General features: G+C 66.0%; 18 protein-coding genes. 15 read left to right on the top strand and 3 right to left on the bottom strand.

The features are described from left to right. The first annotated feature begins 184 nt into the window (after positions 1-184). Complete coding sequence (locus tag KDJ86_RS01640) at positions 185-1,024, top strand: sulfotransferase (protein WP_291742040.1); 840 nt, start codon at positions 185-187, stop codon at positions 1,022-1,024. 24 nt (positions 1,025-1,048) lie between these two features. On the opposite strand, the gene KDJ86_RS01635 is transcribed toward KDJ86_RS01640, so the two are convergent. Beyond that, positions 1,049-1,720: a GDSL-type esterase/lipase family protein gene (locus KDJ86_RS01635; RefSeq protein WP_291742036.1), complete on the bottom strand. Its 672-nt coding sequence runs from the start codon at positions 1,718-1,720 to the stop codon at positions 1,049-1,051. Positions 1,721-2,039: 319 nt separating this feature from the next. Between KDJ86_RS01635 and cysS the strand changes: the two genes are divergently transcribed. The 6 genes from cysS (at position 2,040) to cimA (ending at position 7,701) form a co-directional block, all read left to right on the top strand. Further along, positions 2,040-3,668 (top strand): cysteine--tRNA ligase, encoded by a 1,629-nt coding sequence (cysS, locus tag KDJ86_RS01630; protein ID WP_291742035.1) that lies wholly within the window; start codon positions 2,040-2,042, stop codon positions 3,666-3,668. Positions 3,669-4,056: 388 nt separating this feature from the next. After that, positions 4,057-4,455 (top strand): VOC family protein, encoded by a 399-nt coding sequence (locus KDJ86_RS01625; protein WP_291742032.1) that lies wholly within the window; start codon positions 4,057-4,059, stop codon positions 4,453-4,455. Positions 4,456-4,479: 24 nt separating this feature from the next. Next, positions 4,480-4,986, top strand: a complete 507-nt coding sequence (locus tag KDJ86_RS01620; protein ID WP_291742029.1) for a GNAT family N-acetyltransferase — start codon at positions 4,480-4,482, stop codon at positions 4,984-4,986. Between the two features lie 19 nt (positions 4,987-5,005). Next, entirely contained in the window at positions 5,006-5,530 is a 525-nt protein-coding gene (locus KDJ86_RS01615; protein ID WP_291742026.1) for a GFA family protein, read from the top strand. Continuing rightward, positions 5,523-6,011 (top strand): GFA family protein, encoded by a 489-nt coding sequence (locus KDJ86_RS01610; protein ID WP_291742023.1) that lies wholly within the window; start codon positions 5,523-5,525, stop codon positions 6,009-6,011. Before KDJ86_RS01615 ends, KDJ86_RS01610 begins: the two co-directional genes overlap by 8 nt. A 64-nt stretch (positions 6,012-6,075) precedes the next feature. Continuing rightward, entirely contained in the window at positions 6,076-7,701 is a 1,626-nt protein-coding gene (gene cimA, locus KDJ86_RS01605; RefSeq protein ID WP_291742020.1) for a citramalate synthase, read from the top strand. Here the strand turns inward: cimA and KDJ86_RS01600 are convergent. After that, positions 7,694-8,305, bottom strand: coding sequence for an LOG family protein (locus KDJ86_RS01600; RefSeq protein ID WP_291742017.1), 612 nt, complete (start codon positions 8,303-8,305; stop codon positions 7,694-7,696). The genes cimA and KDJ86_RS01600 overlap by 8 nt on opposite strands. Before the next feature lie 106 nt (positions 8,306-8,411). Here KDJ86_RS01600 and KDJ86_RS01595 point away from each other — a divergent pair, with 106 nt between their 5' ends. The 6 genes from KDJ86_RS01595 (at position 8,412) to puuE (ending at position 15,569) form a co-directional block, all read left to right on the top strand. After that, complete coding sequence (locus KDJ86_RS01595; protein WP_291742015.1) at positions 8,412-10,538, top strand: LysM peptidoglycan-binding domain-containing protein; 2,127 nt, start codon at positions 8,412-8,414, stop codon at positions 10,536-10,538. Between the two features lie 54 nt (positions 10,539-10,592). Further along, complete coding sequence (locus KDJ86_RS01590; protein WP_291742012.1) at positions 10,593-10,925, top strand: ArsR/SmtB family transcription factor; 333 nt, start codon at positions 10,593-10,595, stop codon at positions 10,923-10,925. After that, the gene (locus KDJ86_RS01585) at positions 10,922-12,844 is read left to right on the top strand and encodes an ABCB family ABC transporter ATP-binding protein/permease (RefSeq protein ID WP_291742009.1); all 1,923 of its coding nucleotides are present in this window, start codon (positions 10,922-10,924) and stop codon (positions 12,842-12,844) included. Before KDJ86_RS01590 ends, KDJ86_RS01585 begins: the two co-directional genes overlap by 4 nt. A gap of 74 nt (positions 12,845-12,918) precedes the next feature. Continuing rightward, entirely contained in the window at positions 12,919-13,620 is a 702-nt protein-coding gene (locus KDJ86_RS01580) for a phosphatidylserine decarboxylase (RefSeq protein ID WP_291742006.1), read from the top strand. A 7-nt stretch (positions 13,621-13,627) separates the two neighbouring features. Next, positions 13,628-14,503 (top strand): CDP-diacylglycerol--serine O-phosphatidyltransferase, encoded by an 876-nt coding sequence (gene pssA, locus KDJ86_RS01575; RefSeq protein WP_291742003.1) that lies wholly within the window; start codon positions 13,628-13,630, stop codon positions 14,501-14,503. Positions 14,504-14,657: 154 nt separating this feature from the next. Then, positions 14,658-15,569, top strand: coding sequence for an allantoinase PuuE (puuE, locus tag KDJ86_RS01570; RefSeq protein WP_291742000.1), 912 nt, complete (start codon positions 14,658-14,660; stop codon positions 15,567-15,569). Positions 15,570-15,599: 30 nt separating this feature from the next. Here puuE and KDJ86_RS01565 read toward each other — a convergent pair whose 3' ends face one another. Continuing rightward, positions 15,600-16,511, bottom strand: coding sequence for a dihydrodipicolinate synthase family protein (locus tag KDJ86_RS01565; RefSeq protein WP_291741997.1), 912 nt, complete (start codon positions 16,509-16,511; stop codon positions 15,600-15,602). A 646-nt stretch (positions 16,512-17,157) separates the two neighbouring features. Here KDJ86_RS01565 and KDJ86_RS01560 point away from each other — a divergent pair. Next, complete coding sequence (locus KDJ86_RS01560) at positions 17,158-18,243, top strand: ABC transporter substrate-binding protein (RefSeq protein ID WP_291742091.1); 1,086 nt, start codon at positions 17,158-17,160, stop codon at positions 18,241-18,243. Between the two features lie 255 nt (positions 18,244-18,498). Further along, the gene (locus KDJ86_RS01555; protein WP_291741995.1) at positions 18,499-19,371 is read left to right on the top strand and encodes a phytanoyl-CoA dioxygenase family protein; all 873 of its coding nucleotides are present in this window, start codon (positions 18,499-18,501) and stop codon (positions 19,369-19,371) included. Positions 19,372-19,392 lie beyond the last annotated feature (21 nt).

Here is a 19,392-nt window from a genome sequence, read left to right as displayed (position 1 = left end):
GGCGGGTCCGCTTCCCGTCGAGCGGCGAAAGACAATCGGGCAGTTTTTGACGATGCCGGACGCGCCGCTATGGTGATCGCCGAATGGGGACTTCTTCGGAGATATCGGACTTCCGATGACGTTGGAAAACGGCGCGGGGCCGGCGCCCGCCACAGAGGGGCAGCCCGGCCCTGGACCCGACTTCATGTGCGTTGGGGCACAGAAGGGCGGCACCCAATGGCTCTACGACCAGCTCGCGCTGCATCCGGGCTTCTGGATGCCGCCGATCAAGGAGTTGCATCACTTCGATGCACCAGGCTCGCGTGCCGGGCACGCGCGATCGATCCTCGATCGCGCGCTGTCCGACCCCGAGGGCGATAATCGCCGGCGCGCGGAGCATCGCCGTCGCCTGCTGGAGGAGCGCGATCTCACTTTCCTCCGCGCCTTCATCGCTCTCCGCGAAGGCGCCACCGTCGAGGATTATGCCGATCTCTTCGCGGGGAAGGGCGAGGAGGCCTCCGGCGACATCACGCCCGGATATGCGGTGCTCGAGCCGCCGGCGATCGCCGGGATCGCGGAACGGTTCCCGCGCCTGAAGGTGATCTTCATGGCGCGGAATCCGATCGATCGCTTCTGGTCGGCTCTCAACATGCGGCTGCGCCGGGGGGACCTGAAGGGGCGCGCCGACGCCACGGCCGTCCGGCGCTTCGCGGCGCGCGAGGGCGTCATGCAGCGCTCCCGTCAGTCGGTCGCGGTGCGCCGCTGGCGGCAGGCCGTCCCGTCCGGGAGTTTCGCGCTCTATTTCTTCGACGACCTGGTTGCCGACCCAGCATCGCTGCGGCGCGACATCCTCGCCTTCCTCGGCGCGAGTCCGGACGTGTCGATACCGATCGACGTCGGATTCAACCGTAAGAGCGACCTCAGGAAGGTTGAAATGACCCGCGATATCCACGCTGCGATCCGTGGGATTTTCGCGGAGGAGTTGGAGGCCTGCGCCGAGGATTTCGGCGGGCACGCGGTCGATTGGGCGACGAAGAAGGTTTGAGCGCGCGGGCGCCTGCCGGACCGATCAGTCCTCGACCTGGCTGATCAGCGCCTCGACGCTCGGCAGCATCTTGTTGACCACCACCGCATAGCCATCGGCATTGAGATGGCCGGCGATGTCGCCGCCCTTCAGCCTGTATTTGCGGAGCTTGCGGTTCATCACCATCGTGCCGTTGAAGAAGTCCGGGTAGTAGAGGACGCCGTATTTCTCGGCGATGTCGGAGAAATCGTGCGGCTTGAACCCGATCAGCAGCACCGCGATCCCGCGCTGGCGGAGCGTTGCGACAATAATTTCGAGGTTGTGGCTGATCGCGCTGGTCGGTGAATTGCGGCGCCAGTCGTTCCGGCCGAGAAAGACGATGACCGCGTCGGTCCCCTCAGGGATCGCCTTGTCGAGCCGGCCGAGCGCATCGAAGGTCGTGTCGCCGTTAACCCCGCGGTTGGTGATCTCGACGTCATAGCCGCGCGCCTGGAGCAGTACCTGGAGCTGGGCCGGATAGGTGGCGATACGCTTGGTGCCGTAGCCGTAGGTGTTGCTGTCGCCCAGCGCGACGATGTGGACGGTCCGCGCCGCGGCGGGACCGGCGGCAAGGGTGAGCAGGGCGGTGGCGAAGACGACGGCGGTGACGACGCGCATGACCAGCGCGCCTCGCCGTTCCTCTTCGGAAATGGAAAGGAAATCGTTCAGGAACTGCACCGGTACGCCATGCCTTGTCGTGTCGACAGAAGCCGCCCCGACCCCGCGAGAGTCGCGCCGGATGGTATCAGCCCCGCGCGGCACGTCCAGACCAGGGGGAGGATTCGCCGGCTCCTCGGGGCATGGCCGGCGCGCGGCGCTTGACCTTTCCCGCCAAATGCGCGATGGCAACCGCCATGACGGCTGTGACGCGTTCACGCGCGATTTGCATCTGCGGGATTATTATTAGCTAGCGACAATCGCTGGCTGGAGCCGTCCTGTCCTTGACCATCTGAGACGAGACGAACCCCCGGCCGGCGGGCAAGGGATACGTTTCGGTATGGGCCTGCGCCTCTACAATACCCTGACGCGGACGAAGGAAGTCTTCGATCCGATCGATCCGCGGAACGTGCGCATGTATGTCTGCGGGCCGACCGTCTACGACTTCGCCCATATCGGCAATGCCCGGCCGCTGATCGTCTTCGACGTGCTGTTCCGGCTGCTTCGGCACACTTACGGCGCCGACCACGTCACCTATGTCCGCAACATCACCGACGTCGACGACAAGATCAACGCGCGCGCCGCGGAGGACTTCTCCGGCCTGCCGCTGAACGAGGCGATCCGCAAGCTGACCACCCGGACCGAGGAGCAGTTCCACGCCGACGTTGACGCGCTGGGGTGCCTCAGGCCGACTGTCGAGCCGCGGGCGACCGACCACATCGCAGAGATGCGGTCGATGATCGACGAACTGGTCGAGAAGGGCTTCGCCTACGTCGCCGAGGACCATGTCCTCTTCGACGTGGCCCGGATGCCCGACTACGGCAAGCTCTCCAACCGCTCGCTCGACGACATGATCGCCGGCGCCCGGGTCGAGGTCGCGCCCTACAAGAAGAACGCGACCGATTTCGTGCTGTGGAAGCCGTCGAAGCCGGGCGAGCCGGCCTGGCCGTCACCGGCCGGCATCGCGACGCCGGGACGGCCCGGCTGGCATCTCGAATGCTCGGCGATGTCGGACAAATGGCTCTGGGAGAAGGCGAAGCCGAACCTTTCGGAGAAGGGCCTCGCCCATCCGCACGAATTCGACATCCACGGCGGCGGCATCGACCTCGTCTTCCCGCACCACGAGAACGAGATCGCCCAGTCGCGCTGCGCCCACGGCACGGCGGTGATGGCCAACTACTGGATGCACAACGGCTTCCTCCAGGTCGAGGGCGAGAAGATGTCCAAGAGCCTGGGGAATTTTGTGACCATCCGGGAGTTGCTGGAGACGGAGAGGTTTGGTGGGCGCTCGTGGTCCGGCGAAGTGCTCAGGCTGGCGATGCTACGAACGCACTATCGGCAACCGATCGACTGGACCGTTGCTGCTCTGGAGGAGGCGCAGAAGCATTACGTTGGCTTTGGCAACGTCGTCCGGGAACACATGGCGAGCGCGGCTGTTGACGACACTGTCCTCACCGCGCTTAGCGATGATCTGAATACTCCGGCCGCTTTCTCCGAATTATTTCGACTCAGAGATATGGCGATCTCCGGCGATCAATCAGCAGGTCAAGCTCTGACGGGGTCGCTGCGTATCTTGGGTCTCTTTGAGAAAAAGTTCTCAGTTCGGCTGGATCTTCTTATACCGCAAAACGGTGATGTAGATGCTTTCGTCGCGGGTGTCGCGAAACTAACTGGTGACTTCGATCTTCGTGACATTAGTGGTCAGCTGGACCGTAGCGTCCATCCTAACTTTGTACATGTATTGGCGAAGTTCGTTCCGGGGACGACTGTTCGCGACATCAGAAGCTTGGACGGGACAGCGCTTGACTGGTTGAGGGCTGATGAGGCCCGTGCCGCTGCTCGCGCAGAGAAGAACTGGGCCGAGGCGGACCGCATCCGCGACGAGCTCGACGCGATGGGCATTGCCCTCAAGGACGCGAAGGACCCCGAGACCGGCGAGCTGGTGACGACGTGGGAGGTCAAGCGATGAGCGCAGCCACTCCCTCCACCGTCATCCTCCGGCTTGACCGGAGGACCGGTCTCCACCCGGCACAAGGCTGGGCGCAAGGCGGACCGCTCCCCAGCGTCTCGGCGAGCGGCCAACGGTCCTCCTGTCAAGCCGGAGGACGACAGAGTGCGTCGGGGCGACGTGAGGGCGCCCGAGACCGGCGAGTTGGCGACCACCTGGGAGGTCAAGCGGTGATCGTCGCGTTCCCCTCGGCCGTCATGGCCGGGTTTATCCCGGCCATCCACGGCTTTTTCGGTAACACCGGTGTTCGCGTGGATGCCCGGGACAAGCCGGGGCATGACGCCCGTGAGAGTGAAGTGCGCAATCGAAGTCGTCCCCAACGGTACGCATTGGGAAGGGAACCACGACCATGACCCGCCACGTCATCGATCACATCAGCCTCAGTGTTGAAGACATGGCCCGCGCCAAGGCCTTCTATGGCAAGGCGCTGGCGCCGATCGGCTTCACCCTGATGATGGAATTCCCGGCAAGCGTGACTGGTACGGTCGACGTCGCGGGCTACGGGGTCGAGGGCAAGCCGTATTTCTGGCTTTCCGGAGCCGGCAGGCAGACGCCGCGCACCCATATCGCCTTCGGCGTCGAGACCCGGGCCGAGGTCGACGCCTTCTACGCGGCGGCGATCGCGGCCGGCGGGACCGACAATGGACCGCCCGGCATCCGCGAAATGTACCATCCGACCTATTACGGTGCCTTCGTGCTCGATCCCGAGGGCCACAACATCGAGGCGGTATGCCATGCGCCCGAATAGACCCATGGACGAGGCGCGGGACTGATGGCCGAGGCGAACCCGACCTTCGGCCTGCGCCCGATGCTGCCCGAGGACGGGCCGGCGCTCGCCGAAATCTACCGGGAGAGCATCGCCGAGCTGACCGGCGATGACTACGATCCGGCGCAGCAGGAGGCCTGGGCGGCCTCGGCCGACGACGAGGAGGCCTTCACCGACGAGCTGGCCGGGCAACTGACGCTGGTCGCCGTGTTCCGGCAGTCGCCGGTCGGTTTCGCCTCGCTCGACGGCAACGAGCGGATCGCCATGCTCTTCGTCCATCCGGCGGTGGCCCGGCAGGGCATCGCCACCATGCTCGTCGATGCGCTGGAGAAACTCGCCGCCGGTCGCGGCGCCGCCCGCCTCACCACCGAGGCAAGCGATACGGCACGGCCGTTCTTCGCCGGTCGCGGCTACGTCGCGGAGCGGCGCGAAACGGTGATCCGAGTCGGCGAATGGCTCGGCCGGACCGTGATGGCCAAGCAGCTTGGCGATGACCGTGGGGCGGGGGCCTGAGGCGATGGCGGAGGCGGCGATGCGTGTCGGAAGGCCCCTGAGCGGTGGCTGCCAGTGCGGCGCGGTGCGCTATCACCTCAGCGGCTCGCTGATCGAGCCGAGCATCTGCCATTGCCGCATGTGCCAGAAGGCTTTCGGCGCCTTCTATGCGCCGCTGGTCGGCGTCCGCCGGGCGGGCTTCCGGCTGACCCGTGGCGAGCTCGCGATCTTCAGGAGCTCCGACCTGGTCGAGCGCGGCTTCTGTCGCGACTGCGGCACGCCGCTCACCTTCGACGACCTCGATCGCGACGAGATGGCCGTGTCGATCGGCTCGCTCGACGATCCTTCGGTGGCGCGGCCGATCATCCAGTTCGGCCTCGAGGGCCGGATCGCCTGGGTGGGCGAGCTTGACGACCTGCCCGGCTCGAATACCCCGGACGAAGGTCCGCCGGCGAAATACGAAGCGATCCGACGGACCAACCACCAGCATCCCGATCACGACACGGCCGCATGGCCTCCGGCCGGAACCTCATCACGAGGCCAGGGGAGTGAGATCGATGGCTGACGTCAGGACGACCGGCGGTTGCCAGTGCGGCGCCGTGCGCTATGCGATTCATGAGACGCCTTTCCAGGTCGGCATCTGCCACTGCCGCATGTGCCAGAAGGCGGTAGGCGGGCCCTTCTTCGCAACCTTCACCGTCAAGAACGCGAACCTCGAATGGACACGCGGCAAGCCGGCCGTGTTCCACAGTTCGTTGAAGATGGAGCGCGGCTTCTGTCGGGACTGCGGCACGCCGCTGTTCAACAACTGGGTCGAGAATGACGTGATCCACCCCGCAATCGCGACGCTCGATGATCCCACGGTGGTGGACCCCGAATACCAGGCCGGAGTCGAGTCGCGATTGCCGTGGACCTTGAGTATCGCCGGCGTGATGGAGATGCGCACCGACGATGCCTTCAAGGGCTACGAGGCCCTGCTCGCCGAGATCGTCAACACCAACCACCAGCATCCCGACCACGACACCGAGCACTGGCCGCCGGCCTGAATCGGATTCTCAAGGCAGCGCCCCATGTCGTTGAAAAGACAGGGCGCGAACAGGTGAATGAGTGATGAGTAAGGAACGCCTCTATCTGTTCGACACGACGCTGCGCGACGGCGCGCAGACCAATGGCGTCGATTTCTCGCTCGAGGACAAGGTGCAGATCGCCCGCCTCCTCGATGAGCTCGGCATCGATTATGTCGAGGGTGGCTACCCCGGCGCCAACCCCACCGACACCGCCTTCTTCGAGAAGAAGCGGACGCAGCGCGCGACCTTCACCGCCTTCGGCATGACCAAGCGGCCGGGCGTCAGCCTCTCCAACGATCCGGGCCTCCGCGGCCTGCTCGATGCCGAGGCCGATGCGATCTGCTTCGTCGCCAAGACCTGGGACTATCACGTCCGGGTCGCGCTCGGCACGACCAACGAGGAGAACCTCGAGTCGTTAGCCCAGTCGGTGACCGCCGCCCGCGAGGCCGGCCGGGAGGTTCTCCTCGACTGCGAGCATTTCTTCGACGGCTACAAGGCCAATCCCGACTACGCGCTCGCCTGTGCGAAGACCGCCTATGACGCCGGTGCCCGCTGGGCGGTGCTCTGCGACACCAATGGCGGCACGCTGCCGGAGGAGGTCGAGGCGATCGTCAGGGAGGTGGCGAAGACGATCCCCGGCGAACACCTGGGCATCCATGCCCATAACGACACCGAGCAGGCGGTCGCCAATTCGCTCGCGGCGGTGCGCGGCGGCGCGCGCCAGGTCCAGGGGACGCTGAACGGCATCGGCGAGCGCTGCGGCAACGCCAACCTGACATCGCTGATCCCGACGCTGATGCTGAAGCCCGCCTATGCCGACGCCTTCGAGATCGGTGTCAGGGCCGAGAGCCTTTCGGGGCTGACCCGGCTCGCCCACCGCTTCGACGAGCTCCTCAACCGCTCGCCCAACCGCCAGGCGCCCTATGTCGGCACCAGCGCCTTCGCCACCAAGGCCGGCATCCATGCCTCCGCGATCGTCAAGGATCCCCGAACCTACGAGCATGTCGATCCGGCGATGGTCGGAAACCGCCGCCACGTGCTGATCTCCGACCAGGCGGGCAAGGCCAACCTGCTGTCCGAGCTGGATCGGCTGGGGATTGCCGTCGACCGTTCCGACAGCCGGCTCGAGGCGCTGCTCCGCGAGGTCAAGCACCGCGAATCGCTGGGCTATGCCTACGAGGCCGCCGACGCCTCCTTCGAGCTGCTGGCGCGGCGGATGCTCGGTGGCGTGCCGGATTATTTCGACGTCGAGGGCTTCCATGTCACCGTCGAGCGCCGCCACAACGCGCTCGGCAACCTCGTCACCGTGTCGGAGGCCGTCGTCAAGCTGGTGGTCGGCGGCGAGCGGCTGTTGACCGTCGCGGAAGGAAACGGCCCGGTCAACGCGCTCGATACGGCGCTTCGCAAGGATCTCGGCGTCTATCGCGACGTGATCGCCGACCTCGAGCTGGTCGATTTCAAGGTCCGCATCCTCAACGGCGGCACCGGGGCGGTGACCCGCGTCATGATCGAGAGCGCCGACGGTGGCGGCGAATCGTGGTTCACCATCGGGGTCTCGGAAAACATCGTCGACGCCTCCTTCGAGGCGCTGCACGATTCGATCGTCTACAAACTGCTCCACGAGGGAACCGACGTGGCCGAGAGCCGGGCGCCCGCGCTCGTCACATGAGCCCGGCGCGCTCGTCGAGTGCCGGCTGGGGAAGGTCCGCCACCGCGTCCTGAAGCGTCGGGATGACATCCTCGGCGCTGTCACAGAAGCGGACGGGGAGGGCGACATGCTCGCCGAGGAAGTCCTTGCGGAGGAAGCCGTCATCGGCCATCCGCCTGAACTGGTCGACGAGAGGGTCCCAGAAACCGTTGACGTTGGCGATCAGGATCGGCTTCTCATGCTGGTCGAGCTGGGCCCAGGTCATCATTTCGACGACCTCCTCGAGGGTGCCGATGCCGCCGGGCAGGGCGACGAAGGCGTCGGCCCGCTCGAACATGATTCGCTTTCGCTCGTGCATGTCGGCGGTAACTACCAGCTCGCTGGCCTCGCCGAGCATCACCTCCCGGTCCTTCAGAAACTGGGGGATGATCCCGGTCACCTTGCCGTCATTCTCGAGCACGGTACGGGCGACGATTCCCATCAGGCCGACCGAGCCGCCGCCATAGATGAGCCGGATGCCGGCTTCGGCGATATCGCGGCCAAGTATCTGGGCCGCCGCCGCATATTCAGGCGACGTTCCGTCATTGGACCCGCAATAAACACAAACATTCCGTAGTTCTGCCATGGGACTCATGTGGCATTGGCCGAGGCAGGGCGTCAAGCGCCTGCCCTTCTTGTGGCGCCCGGAGAACAGGGATTAAATGACGGAGTCGGCTCGCACTGGAGGTCACATGGACGCGCGACGCACCACCGTCTGGATCGGAGTGATCGTCTTACTGCTCGGCATCGCCGTCCTTGTCTATTTCGACTATGGCCGACAGGACGCCGGCACGCCGGGCAGCGTGAGCACGGCCGAGGAGCCCGCGATGGCCGCGGCGACGCCCGATGAGGCGGGTGCCGCCGATCCGTCGCCAACCGAAGGTGCGCCGTCGCCGGCCGAGCCGGCGCTTGCCGAGACTGACGACGAGAAGTCCGTGGTCGCGGCCGCCGAGACACCGGCGAAGATGGCCGGGGCGGATGTCGATGCGCCCGACGAGGAGATCTCCGAGACCGTGGCGGAGGCCGCGCCCGACGGCGAGCCGGGCCTCGCCGAGGAGGCGGGCGGCGAGGTGGCGGAACCCGCGCCGACCGACTTGCCGAGCATGATCCAGGAAGCCGACGACAACATGATCGCCGCGGCGCCTGAGGAGATGCCGCCTCCCGCCGACCAAGCCGGCGATGTCGCGGCGGCGGAACCCGGTGAGGCCGCGGTCCCGGCCGGAGACGCGGCAAAGGAAGCCGAGGCGGCTGCGCCCGGCGAGCCAGGCCCCGATGCGAAAGTCGACACCAAGGTCGATGCCGTTATGCCTGCGCCGGACGACGAGCCCGCTCCCCCGGCCGAGGTGGTCGAGGCGCCGGCCGATGTGCCTGCGGACGAGGCGAAGGATGCCGGCGCCGCACCCGAGTCGGCGGCCGCCGAGCCGCAGGCCGATATCGTCGCGCCGAGCTTCGACGTGGTCAGGGTCGAGCCGACCGGTGACGCGGTGATTGCCGGGCTCGCGGAGCCGGGCTCGACCGTCGAGTTGATGAGCGGCGGCGACGCGGTCGCCACGGCCGAGGCGAACGATCGTGGCGAATGGGCGCTGGCGCTGCTTGAGCCGTTGACGCCGGGACCGCACGATCTCGCAATCCGCACGACCTCGCCCGACAAGTCGAGTGTGATGATCTCCGACCAGCGCGTGGCGGTAATGGTGCCGGAGTCGCCGGACGAGGAGCCGCTTGTGGTGCTCAACGCGCCGGATGCGCCGTCGACGGTCGTCCAGCTTCCCGAAGCGCCGAAGGAGACCGCGGTCGCCGATACGCCCGCTGCCGGGCCTGAGGAGACGGTCGTTGCGAGTGTGCCGACCGAGCCGGAAGAGCCTGCGGCAGCGGCGACACCGGAGAAGGCCGCCGCCGAAGGCAAGCCCGGCGAGCCGGCGAAGGAAACCGAAATGGCGATGACGGACGTTCCCGCCGCCGCTGATGGGGACAAGGCCGGGACCGGTGTTGCTGAAGCCGGTCCGAAGACCGACGAGCCATCGGCCGGACCAGCCCCGGAGAAGACGGAGGTCGGCGCGGCCCCGGAGCCCGCGACCACGCCTGAAACCACGCCCGGGGCCGCACCGGAGATGACCCCCGAGGTTGCCGGCGAGAAGCCCGCCGAGGGGATGGCGCCGGACGTTGCCGATGCGGCAAAGCCGGGCGACGAGCCGGCCCCCGCCGCCGAAACCCGACCCGCCGAGGTCGAGATGGCCGCCGTCGAACCGGAGCCGGAACCCGAGCCCGAGCCGGTGATCGAGCCCGAGGTGGTGGTGACGGCGGTCGAGGCCGAGACCACCGGTGCGCTGTTTGTCGCCGGCACGGCGACGACGCCGGAATTCGTCCGTGTCTATATGGACGACAAGCTGCTCGGTGAGGCAAAGCCGTCGCCGTCGGGGACCTGGCTGCTCGAGGTCAGTCGCGACCTGCCGGCCGGGACCTATTCGGTCCGTGCCGATCAGGTTACCGGTTCTGGCGACGTGGTGGCGCGCGCCGAGGTGCCGTTCGAGCGTGATGTCGAGGTGGCGATCCTCAAGCCTGTCGGCCAGGCTGGCGGATCGGCGGGCGCCGAGATCGCCGGCGCGGTCAGCGGGCCGCAGACCATGATCATCAAGCGGCGCGACAACCTGTGGCGGATCTCCCGCCGGCTGTACGGCAAGGGCATTCGCTGGTCGACGATCTACCAGGCCAACAAGGATCAGATCCGCAATCCGCGCTGGATCTATCCGGGCCAGGTCTTCGTGCTTCCGGAAGGCAACGCAGCCTGGGAGGACACGGAGAAAACCGACCCGCCGGGTTGAAATCTGTCCAGACCGGCCCTACCTGCTCCATCGTAAAATTACGATGAAGTTTGCATGCCCTTCGACGAAGAAGACGTTCAGCTTGCCACGCGAATAAAGGCGCTCGGGCATCCAGCCCGGCTCGCGATCGTCCGTGCGTTGCTCGGCGCGCCGGACGGCGCCTGTCGTTGTCGCGACATCGTCCGTGACCTGCCGCTGGCACAATCGACCGTATCCCAGCACCTGAAGGTTCTCCGGGAGGCGGGGATCATTCGGGGTGAGATCGAAGGTCCGCGATCCTGCTACTGGCTCGATACGCAGGCGCTTGCCGAGGTCGGGGAGGCCATGGGCGGATTTCAGCGGGCGGTAGCGGCGAAGACCGCCGAACCCGTGGGGGCCTGTGAATGACCACCGCGGCCGACCCGACCAACCAGCCCAGGGTGAAGGCCGAATCCGCCTTCGCGACCCTACTCAACCTGTGGCCCTATATGTGGCCGGGCGACCGGCCGGACCTCAAGCGCCGCGTTGGCGTCGCCTTGGTGGTGTTGGTGGCGGCCAAGGTCGTCACGGTGCTCATTCCCTACACCTACAAATGGGCGACGGACGCCCTGGTTTCGCCGATGCCGGGCGACAAGGAGGCGGCAGCCGGCCTGACGGCGGTGATCACCGTGCCGATCCTGCTGGTCATCGCCTATGGCGTCGGCCGCATCCTGATGAACGTCTTCAACAACCTTCGCGACGCGCTGTTCGCCAAGGTCGGCCAGCACGCCGTGCGCGAGCTCGCCTACAAGACCTTCGTGCATATGCACGAGCTCTCGCTCCGCTTCCACCTGCAACGGCGGACGGGCGGGATGTCGCGGATCATCGAGCGAGGCACGCGCGGCATCGAGATCATCGTCCGCTTCACGATCCTCAACACCGCGCCGACGGTGATCGAGTTCCTGCTGGCGGCGGTGATCATCACCTACCAGTTCGACTGGACCTACCTGATCGTCATCAGCGTCACGGTCGTCCTCTACACCTGGTTCACCGTCAAGGCGTCGGACTGGCGGATCAAGATTCGCCGGGCGATGAACGACTCCGATACCGATGCCAACGCCAAGGCGATCGACTCGCTGCTCAACTTCGAGACGGTCAAGTATTTCGGCAACGAGACGATGGAGGCGCGGCGCTTCGATACCGCGATGGAGCGTTACGAGGCTTCGGCGATCCGTATCTGGACGTCGCTTGCCTGGCTGAATATCGGCCAGGTCGTCATCTTCACCACCGGCATGACCATCTGCATGGCCATGTCGGGCGCCGCGGTGCTGCGCGGCGAGCAGACGATCGGCGACTTCGTGCTGATCAACGCACTGCTGATGCAGCTCTCGATCCCGCTGAATTTCATCGGCTTTGTCTATCGCGAGATCAAGCAGGGCCTTATCGACATCGAAGCGATGTTCGATCTGCTCGACGTGGCGCCCGAGATCGTCGACAAGCCCGGAGCAAGGGACCTGATCGTCGACGGGGCCAATGTCCGTTTCGAGGATGTCGCGTTCCACTACGATGCTGACCGGCCGATCCTGAAAGGGATCAGCTTTGACGTGCCGGCCGGTCGCACCATCGCCATCGTCGGTCCGTCGGGCGCCGGAAAGTCGACCATCTCGCGCCTGCTCTTCCGCTTCTATGACGTGATCGGCGGGAAGATAACCGTCGACGGCCAGGACGTTCGCGACGTTACCCAGGAATCCCTCCGGGCAGCAATTGGCATGGTTCCGCAGGATACCGTCCTGTTCAACGACACGATCGCCTACAATATCCGCTATGGACGGCCCGACGCCACCGACGAGGAGATCAGGCAAGCGGCGCAGACCGCCCAGATCGCCGATTTCATCGCCACGCTGCCGGCCGGATATGACACCGAGGTCGGCGAGCGCGGCCTGAAGCTCTCCGGCGGCGAGAAACAACGGGTGGCGATCGCCCGCACCGTGCTCAAGGCACCGCCTATCCTGATCCTCGACGAGGCGACCTCGGCGCTCGATATCCATACCGAGCGGGAAATCCAGGCGGCGCTGGACCGGGTTTCGGCCGGGCGGACGACGCTGGTCATCGCCCACCGCCTGTCGACCGTGATCCATGCCCACGAGATCATCGTCCTCGACCAGGGGCGTATCGCGGAACGCGGCCGGCACGACGAGTTGCTCGCCGAGGACGGTCTCTACGCCAGCATGTGGAACCGCCAGCGCCAGGCCGCCGAGGCGATCGAACGTCTGCACGAGGTCGAGGAGACCGACGCCGAGGGCTTTGTCCGGCGTGCGCCGGTCCAGCAACCGGAGCCGGCCGAATAGTCCGCTTCACTTCCGGTGCTTTCCATGCTTTCTAGCGCCCGGCGAGACCGGGGTCGGGAAGGTTCAGGCAAGTTATGGAGTCCGTACTCGACTCGATCCGGTCGATGCTTGTGCCGATCCGAAAGGAAGGCTGGCCGTTTATCGCCATCTTCTTCGTCGTCGCGGTACTGGTCGGCCTGCTATGGCAGCCGCTCCTGTGGATCGGGCTCTTTCTGACCGGCTGGTGCATCTACTTCTTCCGCGATCCGGCACGGGTCATCCCGCTGGAGCCGGGACTGGTGGTCAGCCCCGCCGACGGGAGGATTTCCTCCATTGCCAGCGTCGTCCCGCCTGAGGAACTCGGATTGGGTAGCGAGCCGAAGCGCCGGATATCGGTCTTCATGAACGTCTTCAATTGCCACGTGAACCGCTCGCCGATAGCCGGTGCGGTGTCGAAGATCGTCTATACGCCGGGCAAGTTCATCAATGCCGAACTCGACAAGGCAAGCGAGGATAATGAACGCAACGCGCTCGTCATCGAGGGCGCGGCCGGACCCATCGCCGTGGTCCAGATCGCCGGGCTCGTGGCGCGGCGGATTGTCTGCTGGACGCGAGAGGCGGACGTTGTGGAGCGGGGAGAGAGGTTCGGGATGATCCGCTTCGGTTCGCGCCTGGATGTCTACCTGCCGAAGAATGCGAGCGTCTTCGTCGCCGAGGGGCAGATCGCGATTGCCGGCGAGACGGTGCTGGCCCGCCTCGACGGAGCGATCGTCACCCGACAGGCACGGACCGACTGATATCCCGATGTCGATCTTCCAGCCTTTCGACCCGGATGACGAACCGAAGCTCAAGCGGCTGCGGCAGATTCGTGTCGTGCCGATCCGCATGGTGCTGCCGAGCCTGGTCACGCTGCTGGCGCTCTGCGCCGGGCTGACCTCGATCCGGATGAGCATCGAGGAGCGGTTCGATTGGGCAATCGCCGCCGTGGCGATCGCGGCGCTGCTCGACGGGGTCGATGGGCGGGTGGCGCGCTTCCTCAAGTCCACCTCGCGCTTCGGCGCGGAACTCGATTCGCTCACGGACTTCGTCAATTTCGGCGTTGCGCCGGCGATCCTGCTCTTCGTCTGGGCGCTGGACGATGCCGGATCGGTCGGCTGGATCGCGGCGCTGATCTTCGCGATCTGTGCCGCGCTGCGGCTGGCGCGCTTCAACGTGTCCCTGCTCGGTCCGAAAAAGCCGGAATGGCAGTCGAATTTCTTCGTCGGGGTGCCGGCGCCGGCCGGTGCGATGATCGTCTTCCTGCCGGTCTATCTCGAGTTCGTCGGGGCGCCGCACGGTTTCCTGACCGCGCCGCTGGTCATCGTCTATACGCTGGCGATAGCGCTGCTGCTGGTCAGCCGCGTACCGACCTGGTCGGGCAAGCTGATCGGCAGGCAGATCCCGCGCGACATGGTGCTGCCGCTCTTCGTCGTGGTCGTGCTGGTGGTCGCGCTGCTGTTGAGCTTCCCATGGGAAACGATGGCCGTGCTGACACTCGCCTATCTCGGCGCATTGCCGCTGAGCTGGCGCTCGTTCCATCGGCATCTGGCAGCCGAGGAATGTGGACCGAAGGAAGAGGGCGCGGCTGACGGGGGGAGCGGCAACGGTTCTCCGGATGCCGGCCCGCCATCCGCAGCTTAGCCGGCGGCGTCGCGACCTAATCCGGGCGAGCGGGAAGATCGCTCGAAGGCGTGGCGGCCATTTCGCCGGCTGGGATCCGCCGCTTCGGTCTTGCCAAACGGTGCGACGCCTGCATGCTTTGCGGGTGACGCAACGATGCCGAGGGCTACCGGACATGGACGACACCTACCCCCGCGACATGATCGGCTATGGCCGGAACCCGCCCGATCCGAAATGGCCTGACGGCGCGCGGGTCGCGGTGCAATTCGTCGTCAACTACGAGGAAGGCGGCGAGAACAACATCCTCCACGGCGATGCGGCTTCCGAGGCCTTCCTGTCGGAGATCGTCGGCGCGGCCGCGTGGCCGGGCATGCGCCACATGAACATGGAGTCGATCTACGAATACGGCTCGCGAGCCGGCTTCTGGCGGCTGTGGCGGATGTTCACCGGCCGCAACATTCCGGTCACCGTCTATGGCGTCGCCACCGCGCTCGCCCGCAATCCCGAGGCGGTCGCCGCGATGAAGGAGGCGAACTGGGAGATCGCCAGCCACGGCCTGAAGTGGATCGAATATCGCGACTATGACGAGGACGACGAACGCGAGCATATGCGCCAGGCGATCGCCATCCACACGGAGGTGACCGGGGAGCGGCCGCTCGGCTGGTACACCGGGCGCTCGTCAATCCACTCGATCAGGCTGGCGGCGGAGGAGGGCGGCTTCCTCTATTCGGCTGACGTCTATTCGGACGATCTGCCCTACTGGATCGATGGGCCGAACGGGCCGTTCCTGATGATCCCCTATACCCTCGACACCAACGACATGCGCTTCGCGACGCCGCAGGGCTTCAATTCGGGCGACCAGTTCTTCGCCTATCTCAGGGATGCCTTCGACACGCTCTATGCCGAAGGCGAGGCCGGCTCCCCGAAGATGATGTCGGTCGGGCTGCATTGCCGGCTCGCCGGTCGGCCGGGGCGCGCGGCGGCGCTCGCGCGCTTCCTCGACTATGTCGGATCGAAGGAGAAGGTCTGGCTGCCCCGGCGGATCGACATCGCCTGGCACTGGCACGCCCATCACCAGCCGGCGTGAGAACCCGGAGCGCGCCGTCGTGCAGCGCGTTCAGGTCGCGACAGCCTCGAGGAGGCCGGTGATTGCCGGGTCGGCGAGGACGGCCGCCCGGGCTTCTTCGGTGATCGGCAGCAGTGGCAGACGGGCCGCGAGCCAGACCGGGTCGCGGTAGCGCTCGGCGAGCACGGCTTTCAGCGACGGGATCATGCCGTGGCTTTCCACGGCCTTGCGTACGGCGATGAGCTCCTCCTGGAGCGCCTCGGCTCCGGGTCCCTGCCAGCGGTCGAGAAGGCCACGGATGCCTCGGGCATTGATATTGGCGCTGGCCGAGATGCACCCGGCCGCTCCGGCGCGCAGCGCCTTCAGCAGATAGACCTCGGCGCCGGGGAAGACCGAGAAGCCCGGGAAGGCTTCGATAAGGGCGGCGGTGTGATCGTATTTGCCGGCGGAATCCTTGATCCCGACGACGATCTCGGGGAATGCGGCCTTAAGCCGGCCGATCAGCTCGATCGACCAGCCGAGGCCGGCCATCTGCGGGATGTGATAGAGCATAATCCTGGGCGCTTGTGCTCCGGCCCGCTCGATCACCTTCGAGACGAAGGCGTAGAGTCCCTCGTCCGTGGCGTTCTTGTAGTAGAAGGGCGGGAGCAGCAGGACCGCGGCCGCGCCGACCTCGCCGGCGTACCGCGTCAGGGCGACCGCGTCCCCGATCGCACAGGCACCGGTACCGGGCAGGAAGTGCGCGGCGTCAATGCCGGCCTCGAGGTGCGCGTCGATCACCTTTCTCCGCTCGTCGACGGTCAGTGAGTTGGCTTCGCTTGTCGTGCCGAGGAGGGCGAGACCGTGGGCTCCGTCGGCGAGCAGTGTCTTGCTGTGCCTGACAAGGCGGGCGAGGTCGACCTCGCCGTTTGCGCCAAATGGTGTTGCGACAGGCGGCCAGAGGCCCGTGAGAGCTGGTGTCATGACGGTTTGCCCGGACGATGTGGGACCCCGCGCTGCAATAGCAGCTTTGCGGTGGTGATTGTAAGCCGGACGGCGCCATTCGCGGACAGACGCCCGGGAAGGGTCTTTTCGCGTCCATCGACGGTGTCCGCGCCGGAAGCCTGTGGATAAACCCGGTACCCGGTCGCCCGTCATCGAAGCGTCATCGAACCGAAATCGTGCTGTCGCCGCCGGCGGCTACTCAGCCCCCGCACGAGCGGGAACGGCTTGAGTTAGCCGGTTGAGTTCCGGCCCGAAGTGTATCGAGCAGGGCCATTTGCTCGGGGACGCCGCCCTTAGCCGCCGCAGGGAACGCGTCCTTCAAGAGCTGCTCGCGCAAGACGAGGGGGAAGCAAACGGATACCAGGGCTGGGGTGTTTGCGTTTCCGAACAGCCTCCTTTCATCCCCCGAAGTAGGTGCGGCGCCGAAGGCCCCCTCGGCGCCGCACTCTTGTCTGGATCAAAGTCCTCGCGATCCCTGGTATTATGTGGACGTCTGGAAGACCGGCGTCTGCGATGCTACCCAAGTGGAATCAAGTCGAGTCAAATGCGGCCTTGATCGGCGTGGCAGGTTGCGGCCCGCGTCGATGGCGTTTCTTGCGAGGAGAATGACGTGCGATTCAAGTGGATGCGGGTAGTCTCGGTTTCGGCGGCGGCATTGGCTGGCGGCGCCAGCATTGCCGAGGCGCAATCCTACGATCTCATCCAGGCGGCCCGGGACGAGGGGACCCTGACGACGATCGCGCTGCCACATGACTGGTGCGGCTATGGCGGCATCATCGAGGCCTTCACCGACAAATACGGCATCGAAGTCCACGAGACGCAGCCGGAAGCCAGCTCGGCCGAGCAGCTCGAAGCGATCAGGGCGAGCGCCGGGGATGCAGGCGCGGATACGCCCGACGTTGTCGATATCGGGCTCTCTTTTGCCGGACCCGCGCGTGACGAGGGGCTTCTTGCGCCCTTCAAGGTCGGTAGCTGGGACACGATCCCCGAAGAGGTGAAGGATGTCGAGGGCTACTGGTATGGCGACTATTACGGGGTTATCGCCTTCGAGGTGAATGCGGATATCGTCAAGGAAATCCCGGAGGACTGGCCGGATCTTCTCGACGCGGCCTATAAGGGCGCGGTGGCGCTCTCAGGTGACCCACGAAGCTCGGCACAGGCCGCGCAGAGCGTCTACGCCGCCGGCCTCGCCGCCGATGCCGACGCCGACGGCGCGGCGATTGGAAAGGCTGGCGTGCAGTTTTTTGCCGACCTCAACGCCGCCGGCAATTTTGTTCCGGAAGCCGGCACGGCCGCTTCGCTGATCGCAGGCAAGACGCCGATCGTCATCCGCTGGGACTATGTCGGGCTCGCCGATCGCGACAGCGTCGAGGAGCCAAGGATCGAGGTCGTCGTCCCGAAGAGCGGCGTCGTCGCGCGGCCCTATGTCCAGGCGATCAGTGCCCACGCGCCGCATCCGAACGCCGCGCGGCTGTGGATGGAATACCTCTATTCGGATGACGGCCAGCTCGGCTGGTTGAAGGGCGGCTGTCATCCGATCCGCTTCGACGATCTCGTCAAATACAAGAAGATACCCGAAGCCCTGGCCGCGACGATGCCGCCGGCCGATGCCTATGCCGACGTGGTCTTCCCGTCGATCGAGGATCAAGGTGCCGCGAACCAGACGACCGCCGAAGAATGGGAGACGATGGTCGGCGCCGGGGTGAACTGAGGCCGACCGCGAAATAGCCGGCGTGCGGCCTGTGTCGCGCGCGATTGGAAGGAATTGTTGGCGAGCGACCGGCGCCGTGGTCCGCTCGCGGTCCACCGGTTGATCGACGCCCCTCTTGTTTCTTCCAGGCAGAAGCGCTCCATCGCCGTCCCGGGGGCGAGGTGACGCGGCGGAAATCGTCGCAGAAATCTTGCGAGCCCGGCAAAAAGCCAAGACAATCCCGACCAAAGAAACCGTTCGGGGAGGACAGGAAGAGTGTACACGAAGCAGGCGCTCCACGCCCTTGGCGTCAAGGACGAGTTGACCACCGAGCAGAAGCACCAGCTTGATGACCTGGGCTACGTCATCGTCGAGGACGTGATCACCGAGGCGCAGGCCAGGGCAATGGCGGAGGAATTCGAGCGGCTTCACGCCGCCGAGAGAGACACCGGCGGCAAGGAAGTCCATATCGAGCCGGGCTCGCGGCGTCTCTCCAACATCTTCAACAAATCCCCGGTCTTCGATCCGCTGCTTGAGATCAAGCCGGTACTTGCCGCCGCGCATTACCTGCTTGGAGAAATCAAGGTGCACGGCGCCAATATCCGCGATCCGGTGAAGGGCTACGGCCAGCAGCAACTCCATGTCGACGTTCCGAAGCATTTCGACGACGACTGGTGGGTCGTCAATGCGATGATCCTGTTCGACGACATGACGCTCGAGAACGGGCCGACCCGGGTCATCCCGCAGTCGCACAAGTGGGCGCCGATCAACGTGCCGGTGGTCAACCAGGGCGACTGGGAGCCGTCTCCGTTGTCACCGGAAGACGCTGCGCGGGTGCCGGAAGACCTCGAAGCGCCGTATCCGGGCGAGCTGCTCGTGACGGCGCCGGCCCGTTCCGCCGTCATCCTCAACTCCTCCGGCTGGCACAGCGGGACGCGGAAGGAGAGCGACGCGCCCCGGCGGCTGATCCACCTGACCTATACCCGGCGCGACCTGCCGCAACAGCTCGTCCAGCTCGACTACCTCACCAGGGAACTCTACGACCGGATGAGCCCCGAGCATCGCTACCTTCTCGAGATCGAGCCGCCGAAGGACGGCGATGGCGTCCTGCGCCATCCGAAGCGCGAACAGCGCGGCTGGTGGAACTGACGGCGGCGCGACTCGCGGGCG

The sequence above is a fragment of the Bauldia sp. genome, from assembly GCF_020442045.1.
Taxonomy (GTDB): Bacteria; Pseudomonadota; Alphaproteobacteria; order Rhizobiales; family Kaistiaceae; genus Bauldia.
This window is presented reverse-complemented; position numbering and strand designations above follow the sequence as displayed.